Origin of the sequence: Flavobacterium piscisymbiosum, from assembly GCF_020905295.1 — a bacterium.
In the GTDB taxonomy this organism is placed as follows: Bacteria; Bacteroidota; Bacteroidia; order Flavobacteriales; family Flavobacteriaceae; genus Flavobacterium; species Flavobacterium piscisymbiosum.
Genome location: NZ_JAJJMM010000001.1, coordinates 4,751,226 through 4,773,117 on the forward strand (window position 1 = coordinate 4,751,226; position 21,892 = coordinate 4,773,117).

At 33.8% G+C, this 21,892-nt stretch carries 21 protein-coding genes; 8 read left to right on the top strand and 13 right to left on the bottom strand.

Translation table 11 applies throughout. The features are described 5' to 3' along the window. Positions 1-11: 11 nt before the first annotated feature. Positions 12-758: an IclR family transcriptional regulator gene (locus tag LNP81_RS20445; protein WP_230039055.1), complete on the bottom strand. Its 747-nt coding sequence runs from the start codon at positions 756-758 to the stop codon at positions 12-14. 71 nt (positions 759-829) lie between these two features. On the opposite strand from LNP81_RS20445, the gene LNP81_RS20450 reads away from it, so the two are divergent. The 3 genes from LNP81_RS20450 to LNP81_RS20460 all read left to right on the top strand — a co-directional run bounded on the left by LNP81_RS20450 (position 830) and on the right by LNP81_RS20460 (position 3,455). Next, positions 830-1,780, top strand: a complete 951-nt coding sequence (locus LNP81_RS20450) for an aldo/keto reductase (protein WP_255700759.1) — start codon at positions 830-832, stop codon at positions 1,778-1,780. A 359-nt stretch (positions 1,781-2,139) separates the two neighbouring features. Then, a complete protein-coding gene (locus LNP81_RS20455; protein ID WP_230039057.1) occupies positions 2,140-2,556 on the top strand; it encodes an OsmC family protein in 417 nt (138 codons plus the stop codon). 110 nt (positions 2,557-2,666) lie between these two features. Then, complete coding sequence (locus LNP81_RS20460; RefSeq protein WP_230039059.1) at positions 2,667-3,455, top strand: alpha/beta hydrolase; 789 nt, start codon at positions 2,667-2,669, stop codon at positions 3,453-3,455. Positions 3,456-3,641: 186 nt separating this feature from the next. Here the strand turns inward: LNP81_RS20460 and LNP81_RS20465 are convergent, their stop codons facing one another. The 5 genes from LNP81_RS20465 to LNP81_RS20485 form a co-directional block, all read right to left on the bottom strand. Then, positions 3,642-4,631 carry a hydrogen peroxide-inducible genes activator gene (locus tag LNP81_RS20465; protein ID WP_230039061.1) on the bottom strand — a complete coding sequence of 330 codons (990 nt, stop codon included), beginning with the start codon at positions 4,629-4,631 and terminating at the stop codon, positions 3,642-3,644. Positions 4,632-4,751: 120 nt separating this feature from the next. Beyond that, positions 4,752-5,561 (bottom strand): siderophore-interacting protein, encoded by an 810-nt coding sequence (locus LNP81_RS20470; RefSeq protein WP_230039063.1) that lies wholly within the window; start codon positions 5,559-5,561, stop codon positions 4,752-4,754. 13 nt (positions 5,562-5,574) lie between these two features. Continuing rightward, positions 5,575-6,750, bottom strand: coding sequence for an MFS transporter (locus LNP81_RS20475; RefSeq protein ID WP_230039065.1), 1,176 nt, complete (start codon positions 6,748-6,750; stop codon positions 5,575-5,577). A 64-nt stretch (positions 6,751-6,814) separates the two neighbouring features. Continuing rightward, entirely contained in the window at positions 6,815-7,681 is an 867-nt protein-coding gene (locus tag LNP81_RS20480) for an AraC family transcriptional regulator (protein WP_230039067.1), read from the bottom strand. Between the two features lie 165 nt (positions 7,682-7,846). Beyond that, a complete protein-coding gene (locus LNP81_RS20485; protein ID WP_230039069.1) occupies positions 7,847-8,665 on the bottom strand; it encodes an alpha/beta hydrolase in 819 nt (272 codons plus the stop codon). Between the two features lie 255 nt (positions 8,666-8,920). Between LNP81_RS20485 and LNP81_RS20490 the strand changes: the two genes are divergently transcribed. Continuing rightward, positions 8,921-9,355: an META domain-containing protein gene (locus LNP81_RS20490; RefSeq protein WP_230039071.1), complete on the top strand. Its 435-nt coding sequence runs from the start codon at positions 8,921-8,923 to the stop codon at positions 9,353-9,355. A gap of 169 nt (positions 9,356-9,524) precedes the next feature. Here the strand turns inward: LNP81_RS20490 and LNP81_RS20495 are convergent, their stop codons facing one another. Then, positions 9,525-11,864, bottom strand: coding sequence for a TonB-dependent receptor (locus LNP81_RS20495; protein WP_230039073.1), 2,340 nt, complete (start codon positions 11,862-11,864; stop codon positions 9,525-9,527). 456 nt (positions 11,865-12,320) lie between these two features. On the opposite strand from LNP81_RS20495, the gene LNP81_RS20500 reads away from it, so the two are divergent. Continuing rightward, a complete protein-coding gene (locus LNP81_RS20500; RefSeq protein ID WP_230039074.1) occupies positions 12,321-13,436 on the top strand; it encodes a PepSY-associated TM helix domain-containing protein in 1,116 nt (371 codons plus the stop codon). A 146-nt stretch (positions 13,437-13,582) separates the two neighbouring features. Here LNP81_RS20500 and LNP81_RS20505 read toward each other — a convergent pair whose 3' ends face one another. The 3 genes from LNP81_RS20505 to pdxR all read right to left on the bottom strand — a co-directional run bounded on the left by LNP81_RS20505 (position 13,583) and on the right by pdxR (position 16,108). Then, positions 13,583-14,017: a carboxymuconolactone decarboxylase family protein gene (locus LNP81_RS20505; RefSeq protein ID WP_230039075.1), complete on the bottom strand. Its 435-nt coding sequence runs from the start codon at positions 14,015-14,017 to the stop codon at positions 13,583-13,585. Positions 14,018-14,055: 38 nt separating this feature from the next. Beyond that, entirely contained in the window at positions 14,056-14,508 is a 453-nt protein-coding gene (locus tag LNP81_RS20510) for a MarR family winged helix-turn-helix transcriptional regulator (protein WP_230039076.1), read from the bottom strand. A gap of 139 nt (positions 14,509-14,647) precedes the next feature. Next, positions 14,648-16,108 carry a MocR-like pyridoxine biosynthesis transcription factor PdxR gene (gene pdxR / locus LNP81_RS20515; protein ID WP_230039077.1) on the bottom strand — a complete coding sequence of 487 codons (1,461 nt, stop codon included), beginning with the start codon at positions 16,106-16,108 and terminating at the stop codon, positions 14,648-14,650. Positions 16,109-16,184: 76 nt separating this feature from the next. Between pdxR and LNP81_RS20520 the strand changes: the two genes are divergently transcribed. Both LNP81_RS20520 and LNP81_RS20525 read left to right on the top strand, forming a co-directional pair. Next, positions 16,185-16,826: an FMN-dependent NADH-azoreductase gene (locus LNP81_RS20520; protein WP_230039078.1), complete on the top strand. Its 642-nt coding sequence runs from the start codon at positions 16,185-16,187 to the stop codon at positions 16,824-16,826. Between the two features lie 10 nt (positions 16,827-16,836). Then, on the top strand, positions 16,837-17,598 hold the full coding sequence (locus LNP81_RS20525) for a DMT family transporter (RefSeq protein ID WP_346432744.1): 762 nt from the start codon (positions 16,837-16,839) through the stop codon (positions 17,596-17,598). Between the two features lie 233 nt (positions 17,599-17,831). On the opposite strand, the gene LNP81_RS20530 is transcribed toward LNP81_RS20525, so the two are convergent. The 3 genes from LNP81_RS20530 to LNP81_RS20540 all read right to left on the bottom strand — a co-directional run bounded on the left by LNP81_RS20530 (position 17,832) and on the right by LNP81_RS20540 (position 20,884). Continuing rightward, a complete protein-coding gene (locus LNP81_RS20530; protein WP_230039079.1) occupies positions 17,832-19,043 on the bottom strand; it encodes an MFS transporter in 1,212 nt (403 codons plus the stop codon). A gap of 58 nt (positions 19,044-19,101) precedes the next feature. Next, on the bottom strand, positions 19,102-19,683 hold the full coding sequence (locus tag LNP81_RS20535; protein ID WP_230039080.1) for a TetR/AcrR family transcriptional regulator: 582 nt from the start codon (positions 19,681-19,683) through the stop codon (positions 19,102-19,104). Between the two features lie 205 nt (positions 19,684-19,888). Next, entirely contained in the window at positions 19,889-20,884 is a 996-nt protein-coding gene (locus tag LNP81_RS20540) for an SLAC1 family transporter (protein ID WP_230039082.1), read from the bottom strand. A gap of 93 nt (positions 20,885-20,977) precedes the next feature. Here LNP81_RS20540 and LNP81_RS20545 point away from each other — a divergent pair, with 93 nt between their 5' ends. Further along, positions 20,978-21,817, top strand: a complete 840-nt coding sequence (locus LNP81_RS20545) for an AraC family transcriptional regulator (protein ID WP_230039084.1) — start codon at positions 20,978-20,980, stop codon at positions 21,815-21,817. Positions 21,818-21,892 lie beyond the last annotated feature (75 nt).

Below are 21,892 nucleotides of genomic sequence, written 5' to 3' on the forward strand. Positions count from 1 at the left end.
AATTTCTGCTTTTAAATTGTCAGTTTGCTATTGTATTTGCCATGTTCTTTAATCAGGGATTCCATTATACGTAAAGATTCGATGAATTGTGGTTCCTTAAATCTAAACGAAGGGCCCGAAACGCAAAGCACTGCAATGGGTTTATTTTTATAAAATATGGGCATAGCCACACAATTCAAATCAGGATCATAGGCCTGAACATCCAAAGCATAACCCGCTTTTATTATCGTTTTAATTTCGGTTTCAATTGTGGCTGCCATTTCTGGAGTATATTGCTTACTTAAATTGGTTTGTAAATGGGCTGAAAAAGCAAGAAATGATTTTCCTATAGCTGTAGTTGCCATTTCGTACTCTTTACCGGTATTAAGTGTGATTTTTACTGCTCTGTTGGGCTCACATTTAAGTTCATGTCTGTAATAAGATCCCATTTGTACTGCCAGATAAGAAGATTCATTGGTAAGTTGGGTTATTTTTTCTAAAATAGGCCGTAACTCACTTTTGAGCTCATTCACAGATAATAAAGGAGCATACAAACATTCCAGTTTTGATGTTATTCTATATCTCGGACTTACTTCATCTTGCTCTAAATAGCCCAGTTGTTTAAGACTGTCTAAAAAACTATGCACAGAATTTTTCTTTAAATCCAAAGCTTTCGCCACATCATTAAGTCTGACAAAATTGCCGCTTGAAGCGATATATTCTAAAATTTGAAATGTTTTTTTGACCGACTGATTCATAAGTTCATATATAATGAACAAATTTACATTTTTTATTATTTACAAACACAAAAGTTCATTAAACAATTACTTTTGATTAAAATTTAAAAATTATGATACAAAATAAAAAATTAGGTAATTCTTCTATTGAAATTGCGCCATTGGTATTTGGAACCAATGTATTTGGCTGGACTACCGACCAAAAAATGACAGCAAATTTGTTAGATCAATTTACAGATGCAGGATTCAATACCTTAGATACGGCAGATGTTTACTCCAAATGGGTAGAAGGTCACGAAGGTGGAGAATCGGAATTGGCTATTGGAAAATGGCTGAAAGAATCCGGTAAAAGAGATAAAATTATTCTGGCTACAAAAGTAGGTGCCGAATTCTCTGAAACTAAAAAAGGATTGAGCAAAAAGTACATTATTCAGGCTGCCGAAGATTCATTAAAACGACTTCAAACCGATTATATCGATTTGTATCAATCGCATTATGATGATCTTTCTACTCCTATCGAAGAAACTCTCGAAGCTTATGACAGTCTTATCAAAGCAGGAAAAGTAAGGATAATTGGTGCTTCAAACTTTACACCTGAACGTTTAGAGCAGTCTCTTATCACTAGTAAGAACAATAATCTTCCTGCTTATCAAACTTTTCAACCTGAATATAATTTATATGATCGTCATGATTTTGAAGATAATATAAAACCAATTACTGCAAAAAATAATTTAAGTGTTATCAGCTATTTTTCTTTGGCAAGTGGTTTCTTAAGCGGAAAATATCGTGATCAAAGCGATCTAAAAGACAGTAAAAGAGGTGCATTCGTAGAGAAATACTTAAACGAAAAAGGATTTAGAATTCTAAAAGCACTTGATACTGTAGCCGCAAAACATCATTCTGTTCCGGGAACAATTGCATTGGCGTGGGTAATGCATCAACCTGAAATTGCAGCACCAATAGTAAGCGCAACAAATCCAGAGCAACTAAAAGAGTTAATCAATGCAACTACAATACAGTTGGATACTGAAGATCTTGCTTTGCTAAATACCGCAAGTTTGTAATTTAGATCAAACTATGAATGTACATTAGACTTATACTCTTGTAGATAAATCTGATATTTATTTAATTTTTAAGGGACATTAAATACTTAAGTGTAAAACATTTAAATATTTAATGTCCTTTTTTCATTTGTATTATTTATTCTCTGCTTCTTATAAATATCCAAAAAAGCAATGATTTCAGGCCTTTGGCTCAGGATTAGTTGCACACAGATTTCAAAAAATCCCATCATTATAAATTAATTTTATAAGTGTAAAAAATTATTAATTTGATTAATAATAACTATCGCCATAAATTTGTCTCATCAAAATCAAACAAACGATTTGAATCATTAAATAAATAACTATAAAAAATTAAGATTATGAAATTTACAAGAAGAGCAAACGCAAACTGGAAAGGTACAGGAATGGAAGGAAAAGGTACTATTAGCACTCAAAGCACCACTTTAGATAATGCCCAATTATCTTTTAAAACCCGTTTTGAAGAAGGTGTAGGAACCAATCCTGAAGAATTAATCGCAGCGGCACATTCTGGCTGTTTTACCATGCAACTTAGCTTTTTACTTTCTGAAGCAGGATTTATTCCGGAAGATTTAAGCACAGAAGCAAAAGTTACTTTTGAAGACGGAACAATCACTTTGATCCAGTTAATCCTGAACGGAAAAGTTCCGGGAATTACAGCAGAAGATTTTCAGAAAGCAGCACAAAAAGCAAAAGAAATTTGTCCTATCTCAAAATTATTAAATACTGAAATTACTTTATCAGTAACATTAAACTAAATACTTTATGTCAACCTGAGCGGGGGGGCTTCGACTTCGCTCAGCCTGACACAACAATTAAAACAACAAAACAATAATTTAAAAAACATACAATTTAAAAACATACAATTATGAAAACAATAGCATTAAAAGAACAATTGAATCGTTATTTCATGTTCGCAGTACTTATTTTTAGTTTCTTATTTGCAACAGCAAATTCTAATGCACAAACTACAGCTCCGCAAATTAAAAACGTTGTATTAGTACACGGTGCATTCGCTGATGGTTCTGGCTGGAAAGGTTTATATCAGGTATTAACTAAAAAAGGATATAACGTTACCATCGTTCAAAACCCTTTAAGCTCTCTTGAAGATGATGTGAGAGTAACTAATTTAGCCCTGGACAAACAAGACGGACCAACAATTTTGGTAGGACATTCATGGGGTGGAACTGTAATTACAGAAGCCGGAAATCATCCAAAAGTAGCAGCTTTGGTTTATGTGGCAGCTTTACAGCCTGATAACGGAGAGACTTCTGTGCAATGGTTAATGACGGCTCCTCCAGCTCCTGAAAATGGTGTTTTAAGCCCAGACGATAAAGGAGTGGTTTATTATGATAAAGCTAAATTTCATGCTGGTTTTGCTGGAGATATCAGCAAAGAAGACGCTGATTTTATGTATGCTTCTCAAGGCGCATTCTACGCAAAAGGATTTGGAACTCCTGTCACAAAAGCAGCCTGGAGAAATAAACCTTCGTACGGAATCGTAGCAACTGAAGACAAAAGTATATCTCCTGAAATAGAACGTGCCATGTACAAACGTTCGAATACAAAAATTACAGAAATAAAAGGAAGTCACGTGGTGTTTATTTCGCAACCAGAGGCGGTAGCGAAAGTGATAATTGCTGCTTCTAAAAAATAAATTAAAAATAAATTCCAAATTTTTATCCCGAAGCCTCGGGACCAAATTCCAATTGACTTACGTTCAAGTTGGAATTTGGATTTTTTTTATTTGGAGTTTCTCTTTAAAATTGGAGTTTTAAAGCTTTTTATTGGAGTTTCTATTTCCAGTTTGGAATTTAGTATTTTAAAAACTTGGAATTTAATTTTAAGTTTTAGAATTTAACTTTATATAATCACTAACTGATTTGGCAAAATAAGGAGAATCATTCCATCGTATTTTTCGATACGCAAAATCTTTTTTGAGGGAATCCGGAAGACAATTCCAGATGGCTTCATTCATTTTTTCGAGCAATAGTTTTTTCGAAAATGAATCAGAAACCACCAAACTAATTTCTCTTACGGGTTTTGGTTCTTTAAAAGGTTTAAAAAGTCCTGAATTATTTTCGTTCAAAATAGAAAGTTCTGGTATAATGGCAAATCCTAATTGGGCACGAACCAGATTTTTTAAGGTTTCGATTGAACTAATATCATACGTAAACTGCTCTTTTAATTTTCCCGGAGATTTGATTCCGCAGATATCCAGCAATTGTGCGTTGTAGCAAAACTCACTATGAAGCAATAACAATTCTGTTTTATCACCCGGCTGAAGTTCATAAAACTCATTATTCGCCATTGGGTGATGCTCGTTTAAATAGGCTACAAAAGGCTCTTTAAAAATAGGATGTTCGATTAAATTGGGGTTTCCGGTTGGCGTTGCCATCAAAACCACATCTAATGAACCAGTTTCTAATTCTTTCATTAATTGTCCCGTATTGGCTTCTCTTATAATAAAATGCACTTTGGGAGTTGCCTCTTTCATCGCCTTTATAAACAACGGAATCAAATAAGGAGATAAAGTCGAAATTACTCCTACTCTAACTTCTCCTTCTAATAAGTTTTTTTCGTTTACCACAAAATTCCTGATTTCATCGGCTTCTCGAAGTATTTTCTTTGCTTTATTAATGATTTCTGTTCCAAGCGTGGTTGGCGTTAATGGAACTTTATTTCGATCGAAAATTTTAATACCTATTTCTTCTTCGAGATTTTTTAACTGAATTGTAAGTCCGGGCTGTGTAACCATACAAACTTCGGCAGCTCGTGCAAAATGACGTTCTTCATCTAATGCTACAATATATTTTAATTGCTGTATCGTCATGATTATAAAATTATTTTATAAAGATAGCGAAATATACTTTCTGCTTATATCATAAAAAAACAGGCAAAAGAAAAATTTCTCTTTGGCCTGTTTTAATATTTCACTTAATGCAAAATAAATTTAATCCAGTTTTTCTTCCCTGCGTTCTGTGTTAGATTCGGTTTCAGTTTTTCCTGCTTTCCAATAAGATGATGCATTAAATTCACTTCTCTCCCAGCCTATTTCTTCTTTAAAATAACTTCTTAAAGCTTTTACCGTATTGTATTCTGCTGCTATAAAGGCAAATCTTTTCATTCTTGTGTCAGGAAGCGAGATTTTCTTTATCAATTTTGAAAGCTCACTTCCTTTTTCGGGGTTTTTATTATATACCCAATCTATACTTAAATTGGCCTGAGAAACGAAATCAACTTTGTCCTTTTTTCCGTATACTTCCAATACAGCTTTTACATTTACACCTTTTGGAAGCTGTTCCAAGATACTTGCAATGACCGGAAGCGCGGTCGAATCCCCTATCAAAAGATATTCATCAGCCTTCGGAACCAAATCTTTCGCATTACCTTTCATCGCTATCCCAAGAATATCTCCTGCTTCGGCTTTTTGTGCCCAGGCAGAAGCAGGGCCATTATCGCCATGTGCTACAAAATCAATACTTAATTCTTTCTTTTCAAAATCGATACTTCGGGTCGTATACGTTCTCATTACAGGCAAAAGTTCGGGTAAAGCATCACTCTCTTTATTGGTGAAATAAATAACATTCATCCCTTTGGGCGGAATGTATATTTTGTTATTCGATCCTGACTTGACATCAACCAGCAAATCCAATTGTTCATTGGTTACATCAAAAATTACTCGAATATAATGCGGTGTAATAAAACACTTATGCTTTACCGTAAATACAGAACGGATCACCTTTTTTTGATAATTTTCCATAATCATTTCTCAATTAATCTCGTTTAAACAACATAGTTCCTAAAGCCAATAAACAGCTCAAACTCCCAAATAAATAGATATCCTGATAGCTAAACCAACCTGCAATTAATCCTGCCAAAGGTCCTGCTAATCCTAATGAAAGATCAAAAAACGCAGCATAAGCTCCTAATGCAGTTCCGCGCATTTGAGGTTTTACTTTTTTGATTGCTAATACGCCTAAAGAAGGAAATACAAGCGAAAAACCAATTCCGGTTAAAACACAGCCTAGTAAGGCCATTTCTTTTGTAAGAGAAGTGTAAATAAGAAATTGCCCAATAACTTCAATGACCAAAGAAACTATGGCTACTTTATACCCTCCGTATTTATCCGGATAAGAAGCAAAAAAGACTCTTGTCAGGATATAAGATAATCCGAAAATCATAAAGGCTAAAGAAGCGTCGCCCCAATTTTTCTCTGTAAAAAACAAAGCTATAAAAGAAGCAATACAACCAAATGCCATAGAAGAAAAAGCGAGTGTTAATCCTTGTTTTGCGATGGTTCCTACTACTTTATAAAATGGCGTTCTGATATGTTCTTTGTCTACTGGAATAGCAGGCAATTTTATGGTCGAAATCCAGCTTGCAAGTGGTAAAATAACGATCAAACCTAAGGCGTAAACGATGCCAAAATCTTTAGCCATCCAGATACTTAAGGGCGCACCAACAGCGATTCCGCCATACATCGCGATTCCGTTCCAGGTCATTACCTTACCGGATTTTTCATGCCCAACTAACCCAATTCCCCATGTTAAAGCACCAATTACCAACAAACTTTCTGCAATGCCATGAACAATTCTTGCGAGTAAAAGAAATGACAATGCTACCAAAGGATATGATGCAAATGATGCCGCAAATACATAAACTATTCCCGCTGCCATTACCAAAAGTATTCCGCCAAGTTTAGATCTTTTGGCTCCTTTTGTATCGGTAAGTTTTCCGAAATAAGCGCGGGTTAAAAGAGTGGTTAGCGGCTGTAAACCAATTACCAAACCTACAATCAAACTATTAAATTTTAAATCATTTTGTACAAATGCAGGCACGATTCCCAATGTGAGACCAATCGTGAGGTAAATGGCAAATACCGATAAAATAATAGGTATAGTGGCTTTGTAAAAGTCAATTGTTTGTCCTTTTTCTAAAATTCTACTCATGTTTTTTTGTTTAAAAATTATGAGTACAAAGGAATGGGCTTTACAAGAAAACAGAAATGGCCAACTAAGAGTTTTGATTGGACAAATCGCAGTAATTCTTTCTAAACTCTAAAGGTGTGATGCCTTCATTTTTTTTGAAAAATCGGGAGAAATAAGTATGATCTTCGTATTGCAATGCAAAAGCAATTTCCTTAGTATTCAGTTGCGTGTAAAAAAGTAATCGTTTGGCTTCCAGTAAAATTTCATGCTGTATCCAGTAACTTGAGGCACATCCTGTTTGTTCCTTTACCATTTCGTTTAAATAAGGAACTGAAATATGCAACAAAGCAGCGTAATCTTTGGGTCTTTTTAGTTCTAAAAAATGCCGCTGAACCAATTGTCTAAACTGAAAAGTGAGTTCGGTTTTTCTATCGATTCCTTTTTTAAGATAATTTTCGTTTTTAGAAAACTCTAAAACCATCATTCCCATCAAACTATCGACAAGCGAACGAATGATATTTTTTTGAATATCTCCCACAGCTTCTGCCACCTGATTGAATAGTAATGCTGCAATATTAAATAAAACAACATTTTGGATCGGTACAACCTGAGAAATATTTTGATGCGCATCAAAAATTCTTCGATACGTATTTTGTAAATAAGATGGATTTAAAAAGATAAAATGCCCTTTCGAATCTACTTGTTTGGTATAATAATGTACCTGACCCGGAGCAATAAAAAACAGTGCCTGGTCTTTTATCTGATGGTTTTTAAAATCAATCATAAGCTCGATCAGTCCTTCTTGCTGAATATAAAAAACATAATGATCGTCTCTGTGCGCTTTCGTTAAATGCCCGCTGAAATCGATGTTATTAGCTGCTATTTCTCTTACTTGGAGACCTAGATTGTCTAATTCTTTTGTGTGAAGTTCTATATTCGATTTCTTTTTCAATAGTTCTTTTTTAAGCTTCTGTCGCTGGTAGTGTACAATTATTTGCCAAATTTACTAAAGATTATTTTAGATGTTACAGAACGTAATTTTATAATTGAGTTTTCATTGTTTCAAAATAAAAAAACCTGCTCATTAATGAACAGGTTTTTGATATTTATAGATTTCTTACTTTTCAATATTAAAATAATTTTCGAACAAAGCCAATTGGTTGGCCAAAGATTTGTTCCAATACTTTGGGTCATGTCCGCCCGGAGATTCAATATAAAAATGTTCTATTTTTTCATTCGTCAAAAGCTGATGAAAATCGCGGTTCATATCAATCATCTGCGTATCTTCTGTACCACAATCAACAATATAAAACTGATTTGATTGCGCCATTTGTTTGGTTTTATCAAACGTAAAATACTCTTTGGATAAACTTTTAAAATCTCCCAAAACTTTATCTACCTGATAATTATGAAAGTTTTCGCCAAAACGATTAAAATCCAGTGCGCCACAAGAACTTCCGACAATACCAAAAGTATCCGAATAAAAAATTCCAATATTTAATGCACCATATCCACCCATACTCCACCCCAAAATTCCTCTAGACTTTCGGTCTTTCATTGTTGGATAATTAGCATCGATATAATCGACTAATTCTTTCCCTATAAAAGTTTGATATTGTGATGATTTATCTACCGGACTATCTACATACCAGCTATTAAAATTACCATCGGCTAATACATAAATCGTATTGTATTTTTGAGATTTCCCCGTCAGATCCTGAATATCTTGTTTGTAAGTTCGATCAGGATTTCCGCTGTAACCATGAAGTATATAAATGGTTTTATAGGTTTTTCCTTTTATTAGTTTTGGAGTAATGATAACTGTTTCAATCTCCTTATTCATTTTTTTACTGAATACTTTTTTATGAATAATTTGTTGTGCCGATATTGATAATGATACGGCTAAAAGTGCCAGAGTGGTAAATAATATTTTCATCTTTTTTGTTTTTAATGATGAGGCAAAATTCAGCTATAGAAAATGCAAAAACATTTACATGTGTTGAGAAATTAAAATTTTATTTCTGTATGTGTACGAGCAAATCGATATCTTAATAACCTATTAGACCTTAATAATCTAACCCGTTAATTCTCTTAATTTTTGATTATTTCAAAATTAAGGATTAAAATAAGTCAGATTTATGGCCTGGATTTTGATTAAAATCTTTAAATTTATGTTTTAAAATCTTATTTTATGAAAAATTACGTACTAGTATTCGTCGCTATTTTAGCATTATCTTTTAATTCTTGTACTTCAATGAAAGACACTTCAAAAACTGCCGATCTTTATAATACAACCTGGGAGCTGGAGTATATTTCCGGCCCACGCATCGCTTTTGAAGGTTTATTTCCGGATAAAAAACCGTTTATTAAATTTGATGAAGCTACTAAACAAGTATCTGGAAATGCTGGTTGTAATGGTTACAGCGCTCCATTTACCTTAAAAGGAAAATCACTTACTTTTGGAGAACAAGGTCCTGCTACTTTAATGTATTGTGAAGGTGGCGGAGAACAGGTGTTTACAAAAACGATTAAAGAAATTGATAGTTATTCTATTGATAAAGATGGTAAACTGAATTTGATCATGAAGGATATCCCAATGATGAGATTTAAAAAAGTGACTAAATAATTTTTATTGCTTTACATCGAACAATTAATAAAAACAAAATCCTTCAGTTTTAAAACCTGAAGGATTTTTTTATGGATGATGTATGTTGTGCAGAAACATAAAAAAAGGTTCCTGACGAAAAAGATCGCCAGAAACCCTCAAATAAAAAAACAAAATAATAAGTTATTATCTAAAACCTGAATGTTAGATTTACTAAAAAGTTTGCTGGAGGTTGTGGTGCTCCCCATGAACTCCAGTATTTTTTGTTCGAAAGGTTATTTATCTTAACTCCCACTCTCCAGTTTGACTGTTCGTAAAATATCGTTTGATTATAAATCGTGTACGACGGAATATAAAAAGTATTGGTAGTCGCCATATAACTTTTATCTACATAGTTTGCACCAACACCAATACCAAGACCTTTTAAAACGTTTTGAAATTTATACGAAGCCCAAAAGTTTACCACATCTTCAGGAGCATCTTGTGCTTTATTGCCTTCGATAGCTTTATTGGCTTCACTGGTTTTTACAATTCGATTATCATTATAAGCATATCCTGCCGTAATATCTAAACCCGGAAGCGGATTGGCAAGAAACTCAAATTCAACTCCTTTACTCACCTGTTTTCCATCTTGTTGGTACGTTAAATCAGCTTGGCGTATTAGCGCGTTATCATTCGTTATTTTGTAATAACTTACCGTAGCACTTAATTTTTTATTAAACATTTCCGCTTTTATACCTCCCTCATATTGATTTGCATATAAAGGATCTAATATAAGCTGCTCGCCTCCCGGCTGTGTAACGGGAGCCAGATTCTGAAATCCGTTCATGTAATTTCCAAATACAGAAACCTGATCCTTCACAATTTGGTATACTATTCCTAATTTTGGTGACAATGAATTTTGGCTATATCCGGGCACGGTTCCGCTTTCTTTTCGATCAAAATTATCCAAACGTAAACTCGCCATTGCATATAATCTGTCTGCAACACTCAATACATAAGAGGCATATCCGCTAAAAGTGTATTCATCACGTCCGGCTCTTATCACCGGTGCCAGCAATACTTTATCAATCTCGCTTCTTCTAACCGGATTAAAATTAGTAGTTACATCAATGGTTCTAAACGGAGCCGCAGGAGTTGGTGTAGACGAAAATGTATCGGTATAATACCTGTAATTAACTCCGGCCAATATTTTATGTTTTAAAACTCCTGTCGAAAATTCACCATTAAAATTCTGCTGAATATTAGTATAATTACTCGAAATTGGTCCAAAGAGCGTTGCGCGCATAGTAGCCGTAGTAGGCGAAGTCCAGGTTGGTAAAACCTGATAACTATAATCTAAATCTTCACTCACGTAAGAAAATAAAGTAGTCGATTTCCAACGATCATTTATTTGGTATTCGGCCTGAACAAAGGCTTTAGACGAAGATGATTTTGCATCGACATCATCGTGAACCAGCGATTTTTTATAATTTAATTGTATATCGCCAGGATTCGTTATTCCTGATGCAGCGGTTGCAGTTGGGTATAACGGTCTTGTATTATTAACCTTAAACAACTCTGCATCAACGCTAAAAGTAAGTTTTTCGCTTGCTTTAAAAATAATACTTGGAGTAAAAGACAACGTTTTATTAAAACCGTAATCCAGGAAACTTTTTTCATTATTGACTTCGGCATTCAATCTAAAAAGTACATTTTTATCTTTCGTTAATGGTGTATTTAGATCTACTGTAAGTCGGTTTACACCAAAACTTCCTGCTGTATAAGATATTTCAGTAGCCGAAGCTTCAAAAGGTTTTTTGGTAACCAGATTGACAACACCACCAAACGAAGAAGCCGATGAACCAAATAAAGTTCCCGAAGGTCCTTTTAATATCTCTATTCGTTCAACATTTGCAATGCCTACACTTGATCTTCCCGAAAGTGTTTCCATTCCGTTTCTGGAATTAATTCCTGTCGTAAAACCTCTAAATATAACGGCAAATCCACCCGATGGATAATTAAGTGGTACAACTCCGGGTGCGTTTCTAACTGCTCCGGCAGGGTCAATTACAATTTGTTCCTGAATCAATTCTTTGTGTATCACATTATAAACCTGCGGATTTTCTATATTTTTAAGAGGCATTCTCGCAACATATTGCGTTTTCTTAGAAAGAATACTTTTTCTGTTATTAATTACCACCTCTTGTAATTCCTTGTTCGAAACATTCAATTGCACATTAAGTGTTGTGGTTTCGTTGTCTGCTACTACAATTTGCTGTTCTACAGTTTCGTAACCTGTTAAGGATATTTGCAGGGTATAAGAATTGCTTCTTATACGGTTGAGTTCAAAATTACCTTCATCATTGGTACTGGTACTATATTTTGAATTCTTTAAAACAATATTTACTTCAGATGCTGGCTTTCCATCAGAAGTAGTTATTTTTCCCTTAATTTTTCCATGATTTTGTTGTGCAACGGCGGCACATACAGTAAATAAAATGCTTATAATAAATAAAAACTTTGATGTTCTTACACTAAAATAGTTCATTGATTTTTAAGTTTGGTTAGTTTTGTTCTTATTTAGAATCAATAAAAACAGCGCAAAAATAGAAATTAATAATTGTTTAACAAGTAATATTTTTAATTATTCTATAAAATGATCATTTCTTAAATAATATTGCTCAATATCAAATGATTCACACATTTTTATTCTAATAAATTGAAACCCTTAAAATACCAATCAATAATATTGCAGATTGGAACCAACCACAAAATGAACAAGTAAAAATACCTCACAAGAAACCTCTTTTTCTCTATCTAATAATAAAACTCTTACGTAGTATATTTAAATAGAAAAAAAGATTATTTTTTTTGCTTCATAGTGCATATTAAGTCTAAATAAGTATAAATTTGTGCGAGAATTTTAGAATTAGTAACCAATTCTATACAACACCAACAAAATCTGCGGGTTAGGCAAATTTGACTGATCTGAAAAATAGCATATATGAAGAAAGGATTTAAAAAAAATATTGGACTTTTGCATTTATGGCTAGGTCTTGGTTCTGGTTTAATTGTTTTTATTGCTGCATTAACAGGTAGTATTTTGGTTTTTGAAAAGGAAATTGACCAGGCTATACATCCCGAATATTATAATGTTGCTGCAATAGGAACATCAAAAAAAACGATTGATTATTGCACAGATATTCTTCAGAAACAATATTCGATAAAAAAGATTACCCGCATTTATACTTTTAGTGATCCTTCGCGTACCATGCAGGTTTTAGGAAAGGACTCTGATAAAAAAGCACAATTTTTTTCTATCGATCCGTACACCGGAAAAGTTCTGGCTACAACTCCTCAGGAAAAGAGATTTTTTGTTATTGTTTTAGCAATACACAGACAACTATTATTAGGTGAAACCGGCCAAATAATCATGGGAACTTCATGTTTAATTTTTGTTTTCATGATTATCTCCGGATTAATTTTATGGTGGCCAAAGAAAATAAAAAACCTAAAACAGCGACTTACCGTAAAATGGAGTGCGTCTTTTAAAAGAGTCAATTGGGATTTTCACTCTACTTTTGGATTCTATAGCTTTTTAATTCTATTAATTATTGCTCTAAGCGGATTAAACTTTGCTTTTACCTGGTTTCAAAACGGAGTTTATTTTATGACTGAAGGAACGACAAAAAAACCTTCTGCAAAAGTAAAAAACCCAACAAAAATAGATCCTAAACTTAATCATACGGCTTTTTACCAAAGTATTTATAATAAAGCAGACAGCATTTTTCCGTATGCCGGAAACATCCAAATCAGGATGCCTGTTGATACCATTAATAGTATTTCGGTCTTAAAAGAATATTCAGAAATAACAATACCACATCAATCCAGCGCCGCTTTTTTTGACAAATACACAGCCGAAGAAATTGAAGCTAGGCCTTACGAAAATTTTTCTACCGGAGATAAGCTAAGACGATTGAACTACCCTATTCATACCGGAAGTATTTACGGTTTACCAACTAAGATATTGGCTTTTTTAGTTTCTCTTTTCGCTTTAACATTACCTATTACAGGATTATTAGTCTGGTTAGGAAAAAAGAAGAAAACAGCGAAATCTTAATTTTAATATTTGTTTTATTTTCTACCAACATATAATTTCAAGTTCGTTAGTATGACGTAGGTACGCAACAAAAAAGGATTTAAAGCTTTTTACAATTAAGCTTTAAATCCTTTTCTATTTATGTAATTTAATATTTCGAATCTAAATTAAGCCGGAATAAGGTTTGTCGAGATGCCAATTCTGTTCCAGGCATTAATGGTAATAATCGCCAAAATAACCTGAGCTAAATATTTTTCGTCCAAAACTTTGGCCGCAGCTTCGTAGGTTTCATCCTTTACATGATTACTAATAAGCGTAATTTCTTCTGTTAAAGCCAAAATTGCTCTTTCTTCTTCGGTAAAAAATGGAGTATCGCGCCAAGCATTCAAAGCGTAAATACGTTGTTCTGTTTCACCAGCTTTGCGCGCTTCTTTGGTATGCATATCAATACAAAATGCACAGCCGTTTATTTGCGAAGCTCTAATTTTAATCAACTCTTTGTGCGTTCTTGTCAGCGATGTGCTTTCAATAAATTTCTCTAATCCTAAAATAGCGTTGTATCCTGCTAGCTCTACTTTGTCGATATGAATTCTTGTTTTCATGTTTAAAAATTTTATGTGATTATTATGTTTATTTTAAATTAAGTTGTTCTGTATTTTTCTAGTAAATAATTGAGATTTTCAAATTCCTTCGATGTCAGATTATGCGAAAGTTTTTCTTCGTAGAGATTCATTTTAGGTTTTAAATCTTTCAGTATTTCGAGTCCTGCTTTGGTAATAAATACTTCAATTTTTCTTCGGTTATCCTCGCAAACTTCACGCGTTACATATCCTTTCAAAAGTAATTTATCAACCAATCGAGTGGTATTACTAGTCTTGTAGATCATTCTTTCCTGTATGTCACACATATTAGCAGGCTTGCCTTTTTGATATTGTAAAATCTTTAGAACATTAAATTGTTCCGATGATAAATCATATTGTTTTAATATTTCATTAAAACTCTCAGCCAGTAAATTTTGCGTGTACATGATATTCAACAAAGTTCTTTTGTTTAAAGTGATTAAAACTAATTTGTTTGTTGCAATAGTGTTCATAACTTGTTTTCTTTACAGCAAAATTAGAACATCAAACTGGATGCAAAATATCCCAATTTTAAAATAAAGACTAGCCCAGATATTTTTTAAATCTATTTAATCTTTTAATATGTAGCTATATTATTTTAACACAAAAGAACTACAAACTGTTTTTAAGAATTTCTAAAGCTTTGATAATTTCTTTTTCATCGATTGAAGCAAAACCAATTCTCATTGAATTCTGATCAAAAGATTCATTTTTATAAAAAAGTCCGTTATCAATGTGAAGTCCGTTTTTTAGGGCATTTTGAGACATTTTTAATAAGTCAATTTTTTTATCGAAAGTAGCCCAAACAGCAAGTCCGCCCTCCGGGATTTCAAATTCGATTGTATCCTTAAAATCAGTTTGAAGAATATCACAGAAAAGGTTTCTGCGTTGTTTGTAGATTTTCAATGATTTACGAAAATGCCTTTCCATCTCACCATTATTAAATAATACCGAAAAAGCATCTTCCAGAAGCGTATCGCCTTGCTTATCGATCAATTCTCTTAAAGAAGCAGCAGCTGTAATAAATGCAGGTGGTCCGGACATGAACCCAATTCGTAAAGCTGGTGCAAAAGTCTTCGAAATCGAACCAATGTAAATAACATTATGATTATGATCGATACTCGCCAAAGGTAAATACGGTTTATTCTCGTAATGAAAATCAAAATCATAATCATCCTCAATAATAGCAAAACGATAATTCTTTGCCAGATTCAACAGCTTCAGCCTGCGCTCCATACTAAGTGTGACAGTGGTCGGGAAATGATGATGCGGAATGATATAAAGTGCTTTTATGGTTTGCTTTTGCAAAATATTTTCGAGATAATTGATATCCATCCCGTTTTGATCAACCGGAATACGAATTAACTTCGCACCTGAATGTTTGAAAGTATCATCGGCATAACCGTAATTTGAAGTTCCTACAGCAACAGTATCTCCAGGATTAAGAAGCAATTGCGCCGTAAGATAAATTCCCATTTGGCTTCCTTTGGAAATCAGAATATTTTCTGGCGAAGCAACCAATCCTCTTGTATTTGCAAGATAATTTGAAATCGAAATACGCAAATGTTCAGATCCTTTTGAACTGCCATATTTCAGGAAATTTTTTCCGTAAAACTTTCTGGAAAGGCTTCTGTATTCTCTCATTAACTGATCTACAGGCGCCAAACGAACATCAGGAAAACCATCATCTATTCTAAGTCCGTTTTTTTGAAAATTTATGCTTAACGTTTTATGACTAAAATTATTTGTCCATATAAAAGATTCCTGCTGATTATTGTTCTTATTCGCTTGAGGAATATTAGGTTTGGATATTACAGGTAATTTAGACAATACAAAAACACCTTTTCGCTCGACAGATTCAGCCCAACCCTGACTAATTAATTCTTCGTAAGCCAGTTTTACGGTATTCCTGTTGATACCAATTAATTCTGCCAATATTCGGGAACTCGGCAATACATCAGAAGGCTGCAGCGTGCCATTGGTAATCAGGGATACAAAATTATTACACACCTGAATATAAATATTAACGGATGAATTTCTATCGATCTCAATCAAGGATTTGTATGGCAACATCTGGGCTGTAGTTTTTATAAAAATTGGTATACAAAGTTAACTCAAAACAACTATACTTTTGACAAAAATTATTAAAATGAAAAATGTATTAGTTATCAATTCGAGCGCAAGAACGCTTAATTCTCACAGTAGAAATCTTACTGAAGTTTTTATTAATCACTGGAAAAGTATTCATACAAATCCTGATATTGCATCACGCGAATTAGGAAATACAAATGTTCCTCATATTAATGAAAACTGGATTGCAGCAGCTTTTAAACCTGAAACTGCAAGATCTGAAGAAGAAAAAGAAGCTTTAAAAACAAGTGATATTTATATCAATGAATTGCGTCAGGCAGACATCATCGTTTTAGGAACTCCAATGTACAACTGGTCGGTTCCTAGTGCGCTTAAGGCCTATATCGATCAGATTGTTCGGGTAAATGAAACCTGGAAACTAAATCCGGGCAATATGGAGAATCCTTATATTGGATTATTAGAAAACAAAACCTTGGTTTTATTACTTTCACGAGGTTCTCAGGGATATGAAAAAGGAGAATTTAACGCACATATGAATTTTCAGACCGATTATTTAAAAACGGTTTTTAATGTTATGGGCGTACACAATATTCATATGATTGCTATTGATGGCGCTACTCTTAATCCGGAAATATTAAAGGAAACGATCGAAAATTCACATCAAAAAGTAAAATCTCTTATTGAGGAAGAATTGCTTTAAAACAGAATCAATGAAAAATAATGTTCTTAAAGGAAGCCTTTTTATTGCACTTGGCGCTTCGAGTTACGGCATGCTGGCAACTTTTGTAAAAATGGCCTATCAGGAAGGATTTTCAACTGCCGAAGTTACGCTTTCGCAATATATTCTTGGATTTGCAGGACTTTTAATTTTAAGTTTATTGACTAAAAGAAAAAGCGAAACCAAACCTAAGACATCAGGATTAAAAAGCATTTTTAAGTTAATTCTTGCCGGAACATCTTTGGGTTTAACCAGTACTTTTTATTACTTATCTGTGCAATATGTACCAGTAAGTGTTGCGATTGTATTGCTCATGCAAACCGTTTGGATGGGGGTAATTGCAGAAATGATTATTTATAAAAAATTACCCGGATTGCGCAAAATTCTTTCGGTTGTTATAATCTTAATCGGGACTATATTAGCAACGAATTTATTACAGGAATCTGTAACAATTAACTGGATTGGTTTCTTTTGGGGACTTATGGCGGCGCTTTCTTATACGGCAACGATGTATTCTTCGAATAATATTGAGCTGAATTCTCCTCCGCTAAGAAGAAGTCTTTTTATGATTTTAGGCGGATTTATTGTAATTGCTCTAATTTTTCATTCTTCGATCAATGTCCATTTTTCAACTGGTATTTTTATGCGTTGGGGAATTTTACTTTCCTTATTTGGTACCATCCTCCCTCCTCTTTTATTTACCCGCGGAATGCCATTAACCGGAATGGGTTTGGGGCTATTATTGCCGCTGTAGAAATTCCGGTTTCTATACTTGTAGCCTATATTTGGCTCAAAGAACCCGTTAATTTTCTGCAATGGATTGGTGTCATTCTGATTCTGTTTGCTGTGGTGTTGATGAACATACGGAAAGGTTAAACTCCAAAAAATAAATTCCAAATTCCAACACAAAATAGTGAAATTCCAATTTAAAAAAATTCCAAATTCCAACGTTCATTGGGATTTGGAATTTTTTAATTGGAATTTATTTTATTGAACAGGAACTGTTGTTAAATGTTGCGTTCTGAATCTGTTGAAAATCATGAAAACAATTACCACAATAAAGATTAGCGAAATATTAGAAAACCCTAATAATAGCTGACTTTTCACGGCATATAAATTGACAAATCCGTAACTGAACAAAGAACTTAACATATAAGTTCCTCCGCCTGTAAGTCCGCTTGCTACTCCGGCATTTTTAGAAAAACGGCTTAGACAATAGCCGTAAATATTATTAAAAATAAATCCTCCACAAACGTTGATTCCCATTGTAAAACCTATTAGCGTATAAATATTGCTGGTAATCGAAGCCGTAGAAATCATTAATAATACCAGAATCACTTGTACTGTAACGGCAATAGTTACCTTTTTCGCCAAAGGTTTATGAATAAGCGATTTGGCAATAATACCGCCTGTCATAACCGCCAAACCAGACAATAAAGAACTATAACCTGTTGTAATCGCCGAATATCCCAATACGCGTTCTACAATAAACGGACTGGATAAACTATACACGACAACAAGCCCGAAACAAATTGCGAGAATCAAAACGCCCAAAGTAAAATCACCTGATCTTAACATTCCGGAGTAGGTTTGTGCAATGGTTTTTAATTTAAAAGGATGAAAATATTTTAAAGATTCTCCGCTATACAAAAGTTCTAAAACCAGAAAAAGCAATGATAAACCGCCAAGAAAATAAAAGTTGGATCTCCAGCCAAAGCTACTTTCTAAATATCCTCCTAAAAACGGTGCCATAATAGGCGCGCAGGCCCAAATGATCGAAAATAAACTGATATAACTCTTTAGTTTTTCGCCCGAATAAAGATCAACGAAATAAGCTCGTTTGGCTATGACAATAAAAGCAATCGCGATTCCCTGAATGATTCGCATGGCATAAATCACATAAATATCAGGCACCAAAGCGATCACAAAACTGGTGGCTGAAAACACCGCAAGTGAAGCTATATTAATTTTAAAGCGTCCAAAACTGTCTAATATACTGCCTGTAAAAATTTGGCTTACGCCGAGGCTAAACATAAAGAAGACTAACGAAAGCTGAATGGCTCCCGCCGAAACGTGCAAATCTTTTGCCATAGCAGGAAGTGAAGGCAAATAAATATCTGTGGCAAATCCCGATAACGGAATAAGGGATAAGGCTAATAAGGTACTAAAGCCCTTATGATTTTCTTTTAAAGTTCTCATTTTTTAAATTAATTAGTTTCAAATTAGACCGATCGGTCTAAAAAAGTTCAAAAAAAAACTACAATACATAGTTTTCGAATTCGGTTTTAATGCTGTCCAGAATAATTTTCATCTGATCATCATTTCCTAAAATTTTTCTACATAAAATAGCGCCTTCAATCATGGCAAAAACTTTTATGCTAAAATGTTCAGGATTGATTTCTGATGATAATTCTTTGTTTTTTATTCCTTCTTCAGCAATAGTAAAAAATCTATTTTGAGCAGAACGAATGGCTTTTTTTACCTGCTCCTTCATAGCAGGATTGGTATCGTCAGCTTCGACTCCAAAATTCAAAATCGGACAACCATCTGCCGTATTGATGTCTTTGGCATAGACATCCAATAAATTAAACAGTTTCTCTTTGGCCGATTTTCCTTCAGCTACAGCTGTATTCAGTTTTGTAGACAATTGAGATCTTAGATACAGAAATGATTCCTTGCAAATCTCTTCTTTGTTCTCAAAATTTCCGTAAATACCGCCTTTAGCCAGTTTCGTAGCTTCCATAATATCGCTCAATGAAGTTCCTGCCATCCCCTTTTTGTTGATTATAGGAGCCGATGCTTCGATAATAAATTGTCTGGTTCTTTCTGCTTTACTCATAGCCTTTTTATTTGAGGGAACAAATTTAGACCGTTCGGTCTTTATTTACAAGTATTTTAACTTTTTATTTTTTAATGGGCCACGGGTTTTACGGATTTAAAGGGTTGACGCGGGTTTTCTTTTTAAAGTATTTATCATCCACGACAAACCCGACAGGTTTCAAAAACCTGTCGGGTTTACTCTCTCCAATATTAAATAAGAATTTTTACTTTGGAAAATAACTTCCTTTCAAAACCAATTTTACTGATCCTATTGCAACTCCTAAAACCACGATATTCATGATACAAAAGATAATTATTGCCAAAATAGAAACCGTAAAATCAGTGGTTTTTAAAGCAAAAATCGAAAGTCCCTGAGATAAGGTTGCAATGCCAAAAGTATACGCCCAATATCCGGGTGCAAAAGCTTGTTCTTTTAGCCATTTTAAGGCAAAAGTTATCGCTACAAAAATAAATAATGCATATCCCATTAAACCATAAACAATGGGAATGCTTAAATTTTCTCCTGCCAAAACCTGATACGCCACAAATAAGATCACGGCCGGTGCCATGTAAATTCCCATAAAGTTTCTGGTTTTAGCGCCAAGTCCACCAACGGTTAATTGTTGTGTGATTACAGAATCCATGATGAGCCACGAAATGGTTCCAATACCCAGAAGTACATAACCGTAATTGGTATATCCTAATAATCCGGCTGCGAGTGCATTTACCAAAATACTTGCCGTGAATGTCAGGAATAATGATGGCGTTGTCTGTTCGGCCTGGCGTTCTTGTGCCCATAAACCCGAAAGTTTGTAAGCGCCATAAAGAAGATTTAAAATTGAACCTATCCAAAATAAAGAAATAGCAATTGACAAACTATAAACATGAATTGCAACTGCCATTAATATAATCGATTCTGGAATTAAAGCCAGAAACGACGATTGTACAGGATCATTGAATTCAGTTATTGCCAGTTTTCGATGCTGAATCCATTTGTTGCAATACAGCAATAACCACCATAAAAAAGAAATTACAGCTAAACCTTCTAAGACTTCGCCAATATAAGAAGGTAAATTCCATAATGAAGTGGCGTTTCTCCAGGCATTTCCTGTTTCTGCCAATCCTAAAGTCATCGCGAAAAAGGATGCGGGCGCAATTGGTAATGTAATCTTTTGTTTTTGAAACTGTTGTTGTGCGGTTTGGTCTGTGATTTTGTTCATTATTAAAATATTTGATTTAACTTTGAGCAAAATTATACTGATTTAACTATTTTATAATTGTAATATCATTCGTTAATTTAGTAATATGTTGTTATGATAAAGACCAATTTATATCTTCCGTACGAAGTTATTTTTAAAGAAATAAACGAATCCCTGCATACCGAAGTGGGTAACAATTTCTTTGAATTGCTTTATATTGTTTCAGGAACCGGTGTACAAACCATCAACGAAAATCGATTATCATACGAACCGGGACATCTTTTTTTGATCACGCCTCAGGATTCCCATTCTTTAGAAATCAAAAGTCCAACGACTATATTTCAGTTGCGTTTTACGGATATTTACATCAAAAACGGACCTTTTACATCGAATAATCTTTATAAGCTCGAATACATTTTGCAGCACGCTCATCATCAGCCGGGATGTATTTTAAAAAGAGTTACCGACAAAAATCTGGTGCATCCTGTTATCGAAGCCATCAGGCATGAATATCACAATCCCACTTTATACAATACAGAACTGATTCAGTTATTGATCAATACTTTGATTGTTATTATTGCCCGAAATATCTCTGAATATCTTCCGGAAAACATCAACAAACAATCTGACGGAAAAGCACATACATTACTGGAATATATTCAAACTCATATTTATGAGCCTGAAAAACTAAGTGTAACGGTTATGAGCGAGAAATTTGGAATTTCAGAAACTTATCTGGGCAGGTACTTTAAGAAACAAGCCAATGAAACGCTTCAGGATTATATCTCAAAATACCGAATAAAACTGGTCGAAAACCGATTACTTTATAGTGATTTGCGCGTGGGCGAAATTGCAAACGAATTGGGTTTTAATGATGAAAGCCATCTCAATAAAATCTTCAAAAAACATCGGGGCACTACTCCATCTGCGTTTAGAAAAAATCAGGTGAATTAACCTGGTTCTAATCATCATGTTTTAATGTGATTATGAATCTTTATTTCTAAATTTTCTTTAATATAAAAACTTCGA

Bases quoted from the DNA above. Each gene is read 5' to 3' on its own strand.
- LNP81_RS20505 (WP_230039075.1), bottom strand. From the start codon at position 14,017: ATGAAAACAAGAATTCATATCGACAAAGTAGAGCTAGCAGGATACAAC.
- LNP81_RS20540 (WP_230039082.1), bottom strand. From the start codon at position 20,884: ATGAACAAAATCACAGACCAAACCGCACAACAACAGTTTCAAAAACAA.
- LNP81_RS20450 (WP_255700759.1), top strand. From the start codon at position 830: ATGATACAAAATAAAAAATTAGGTAATTCTTCTATTGAAATTGCGCCA.
- LNP81_RS20485 (WP_230039069.1), bottom strand. From the start codon at position 8,665: ATGAAAATATTATTTACCACTCTGGCACTTTTAGCCGTATCATTATCA.
- LNP81_RS20455 (WP_230039057.1), top strand. From the start codon at position 2,140: ATGAAATTTACAAGAAGAGCAAACGCAAACTGGAAAGGTACAGGAATG.
- LNP81_RS20495 (WP_230039073.1), bottom strand. From the start codon at position 11,864: ATGAACTATTTTAGTGTAAGAACATCAAAGTTTTTATTTATTATAAGC.
- LNP81_RS20470 (WP_230039063.1), bottom strand. From the start codon at position 5,561: ATGGAAAATTATCAAAAAAAGGTGATCCGTTCTGTATTTACGGTAAAG.
- LNP81_RS20520 (WP_230039078.1), top strand. From the start codon at position 16,185: ATGAAAAATGTATTAGTTATCAATTCGAGCGCAAGAACGCTTAATTCT.
- LNP81_RS20460 (WP_230039059.1), top strand. From the start codon at position 2,667: ATGAAAACAATAGCATTAAAAGAACAATTGAATCGTTATTTCATGTTC.
- LNP81_RS20525 (WP_346432744.1), top strand. From the start codon at position 16,837: ATGAAAAATAATGTTCTTAAAGGAAGCCTTTTTATTGCACTTGGCGCT.
- pdxR (WP_230039077.1), bottom strand. From the start codon at position 16,108: ATGTTGCCATACAAATCCTTGATTGAGATCGATAGAAATTCATCCGTT.
- LNP81_RS20490 (WP_230039071.1), top strand. From the start codon at position 8,921: ATGAAAAATTACGTACTAGTATTCGTCGCTATTTTAGCATTATCTTTT.
- LNP81_RS20545 (WP_230039084.1), top strand. From the start codon at position 20,978: ATGATAAAGACCAATTTATATCTTCCGTACGAAGTTATTTTTAAAGAA.
- LNP81_RS20535 (WP_230039080.1), bottom strand. From the start codon at position 19,683: ATGAGTAAAGCAGAAAGAACCAGACAATTTATTATCGAAGCATCGGCT.
- LNP81_RS20465 (WP_230039061.1), bottom strand. From the start codon at position 4,631: ATGACGATACAGCAATTAAAATATATTGTAGCATTAGATGAAGAACGT.
- LNP81_RS20530 (WP_230039079.1), bottom strand. From the start codon at position 19,043: ATGAGAACTTTAAAAGAAAATCATAAGGGCTTTAGTACCTTATTAGCC.
- LNP81_RS20500 (WP_230039074.1), top strand. From the start codon at position 12,321: ATGAAGAAAGGATTTAAAAAAAATATTGGACTTTTGCATTTATGGCTA.
- LNP81_RS20510 (WP_230039076.1), bottom strand. From the start codon at position 14,508: ATGAACACTATTGCAACAAACAAATTAGTTTTAATCACTTTAAACAAA.
- LNP81_RS20475 (WP_230039065.1), bottom strand. From the start codon at position 6,750: ATGAGTAGAATTTTAGAAAAAGGACAAACAATTGACTTTTACAAAGCC.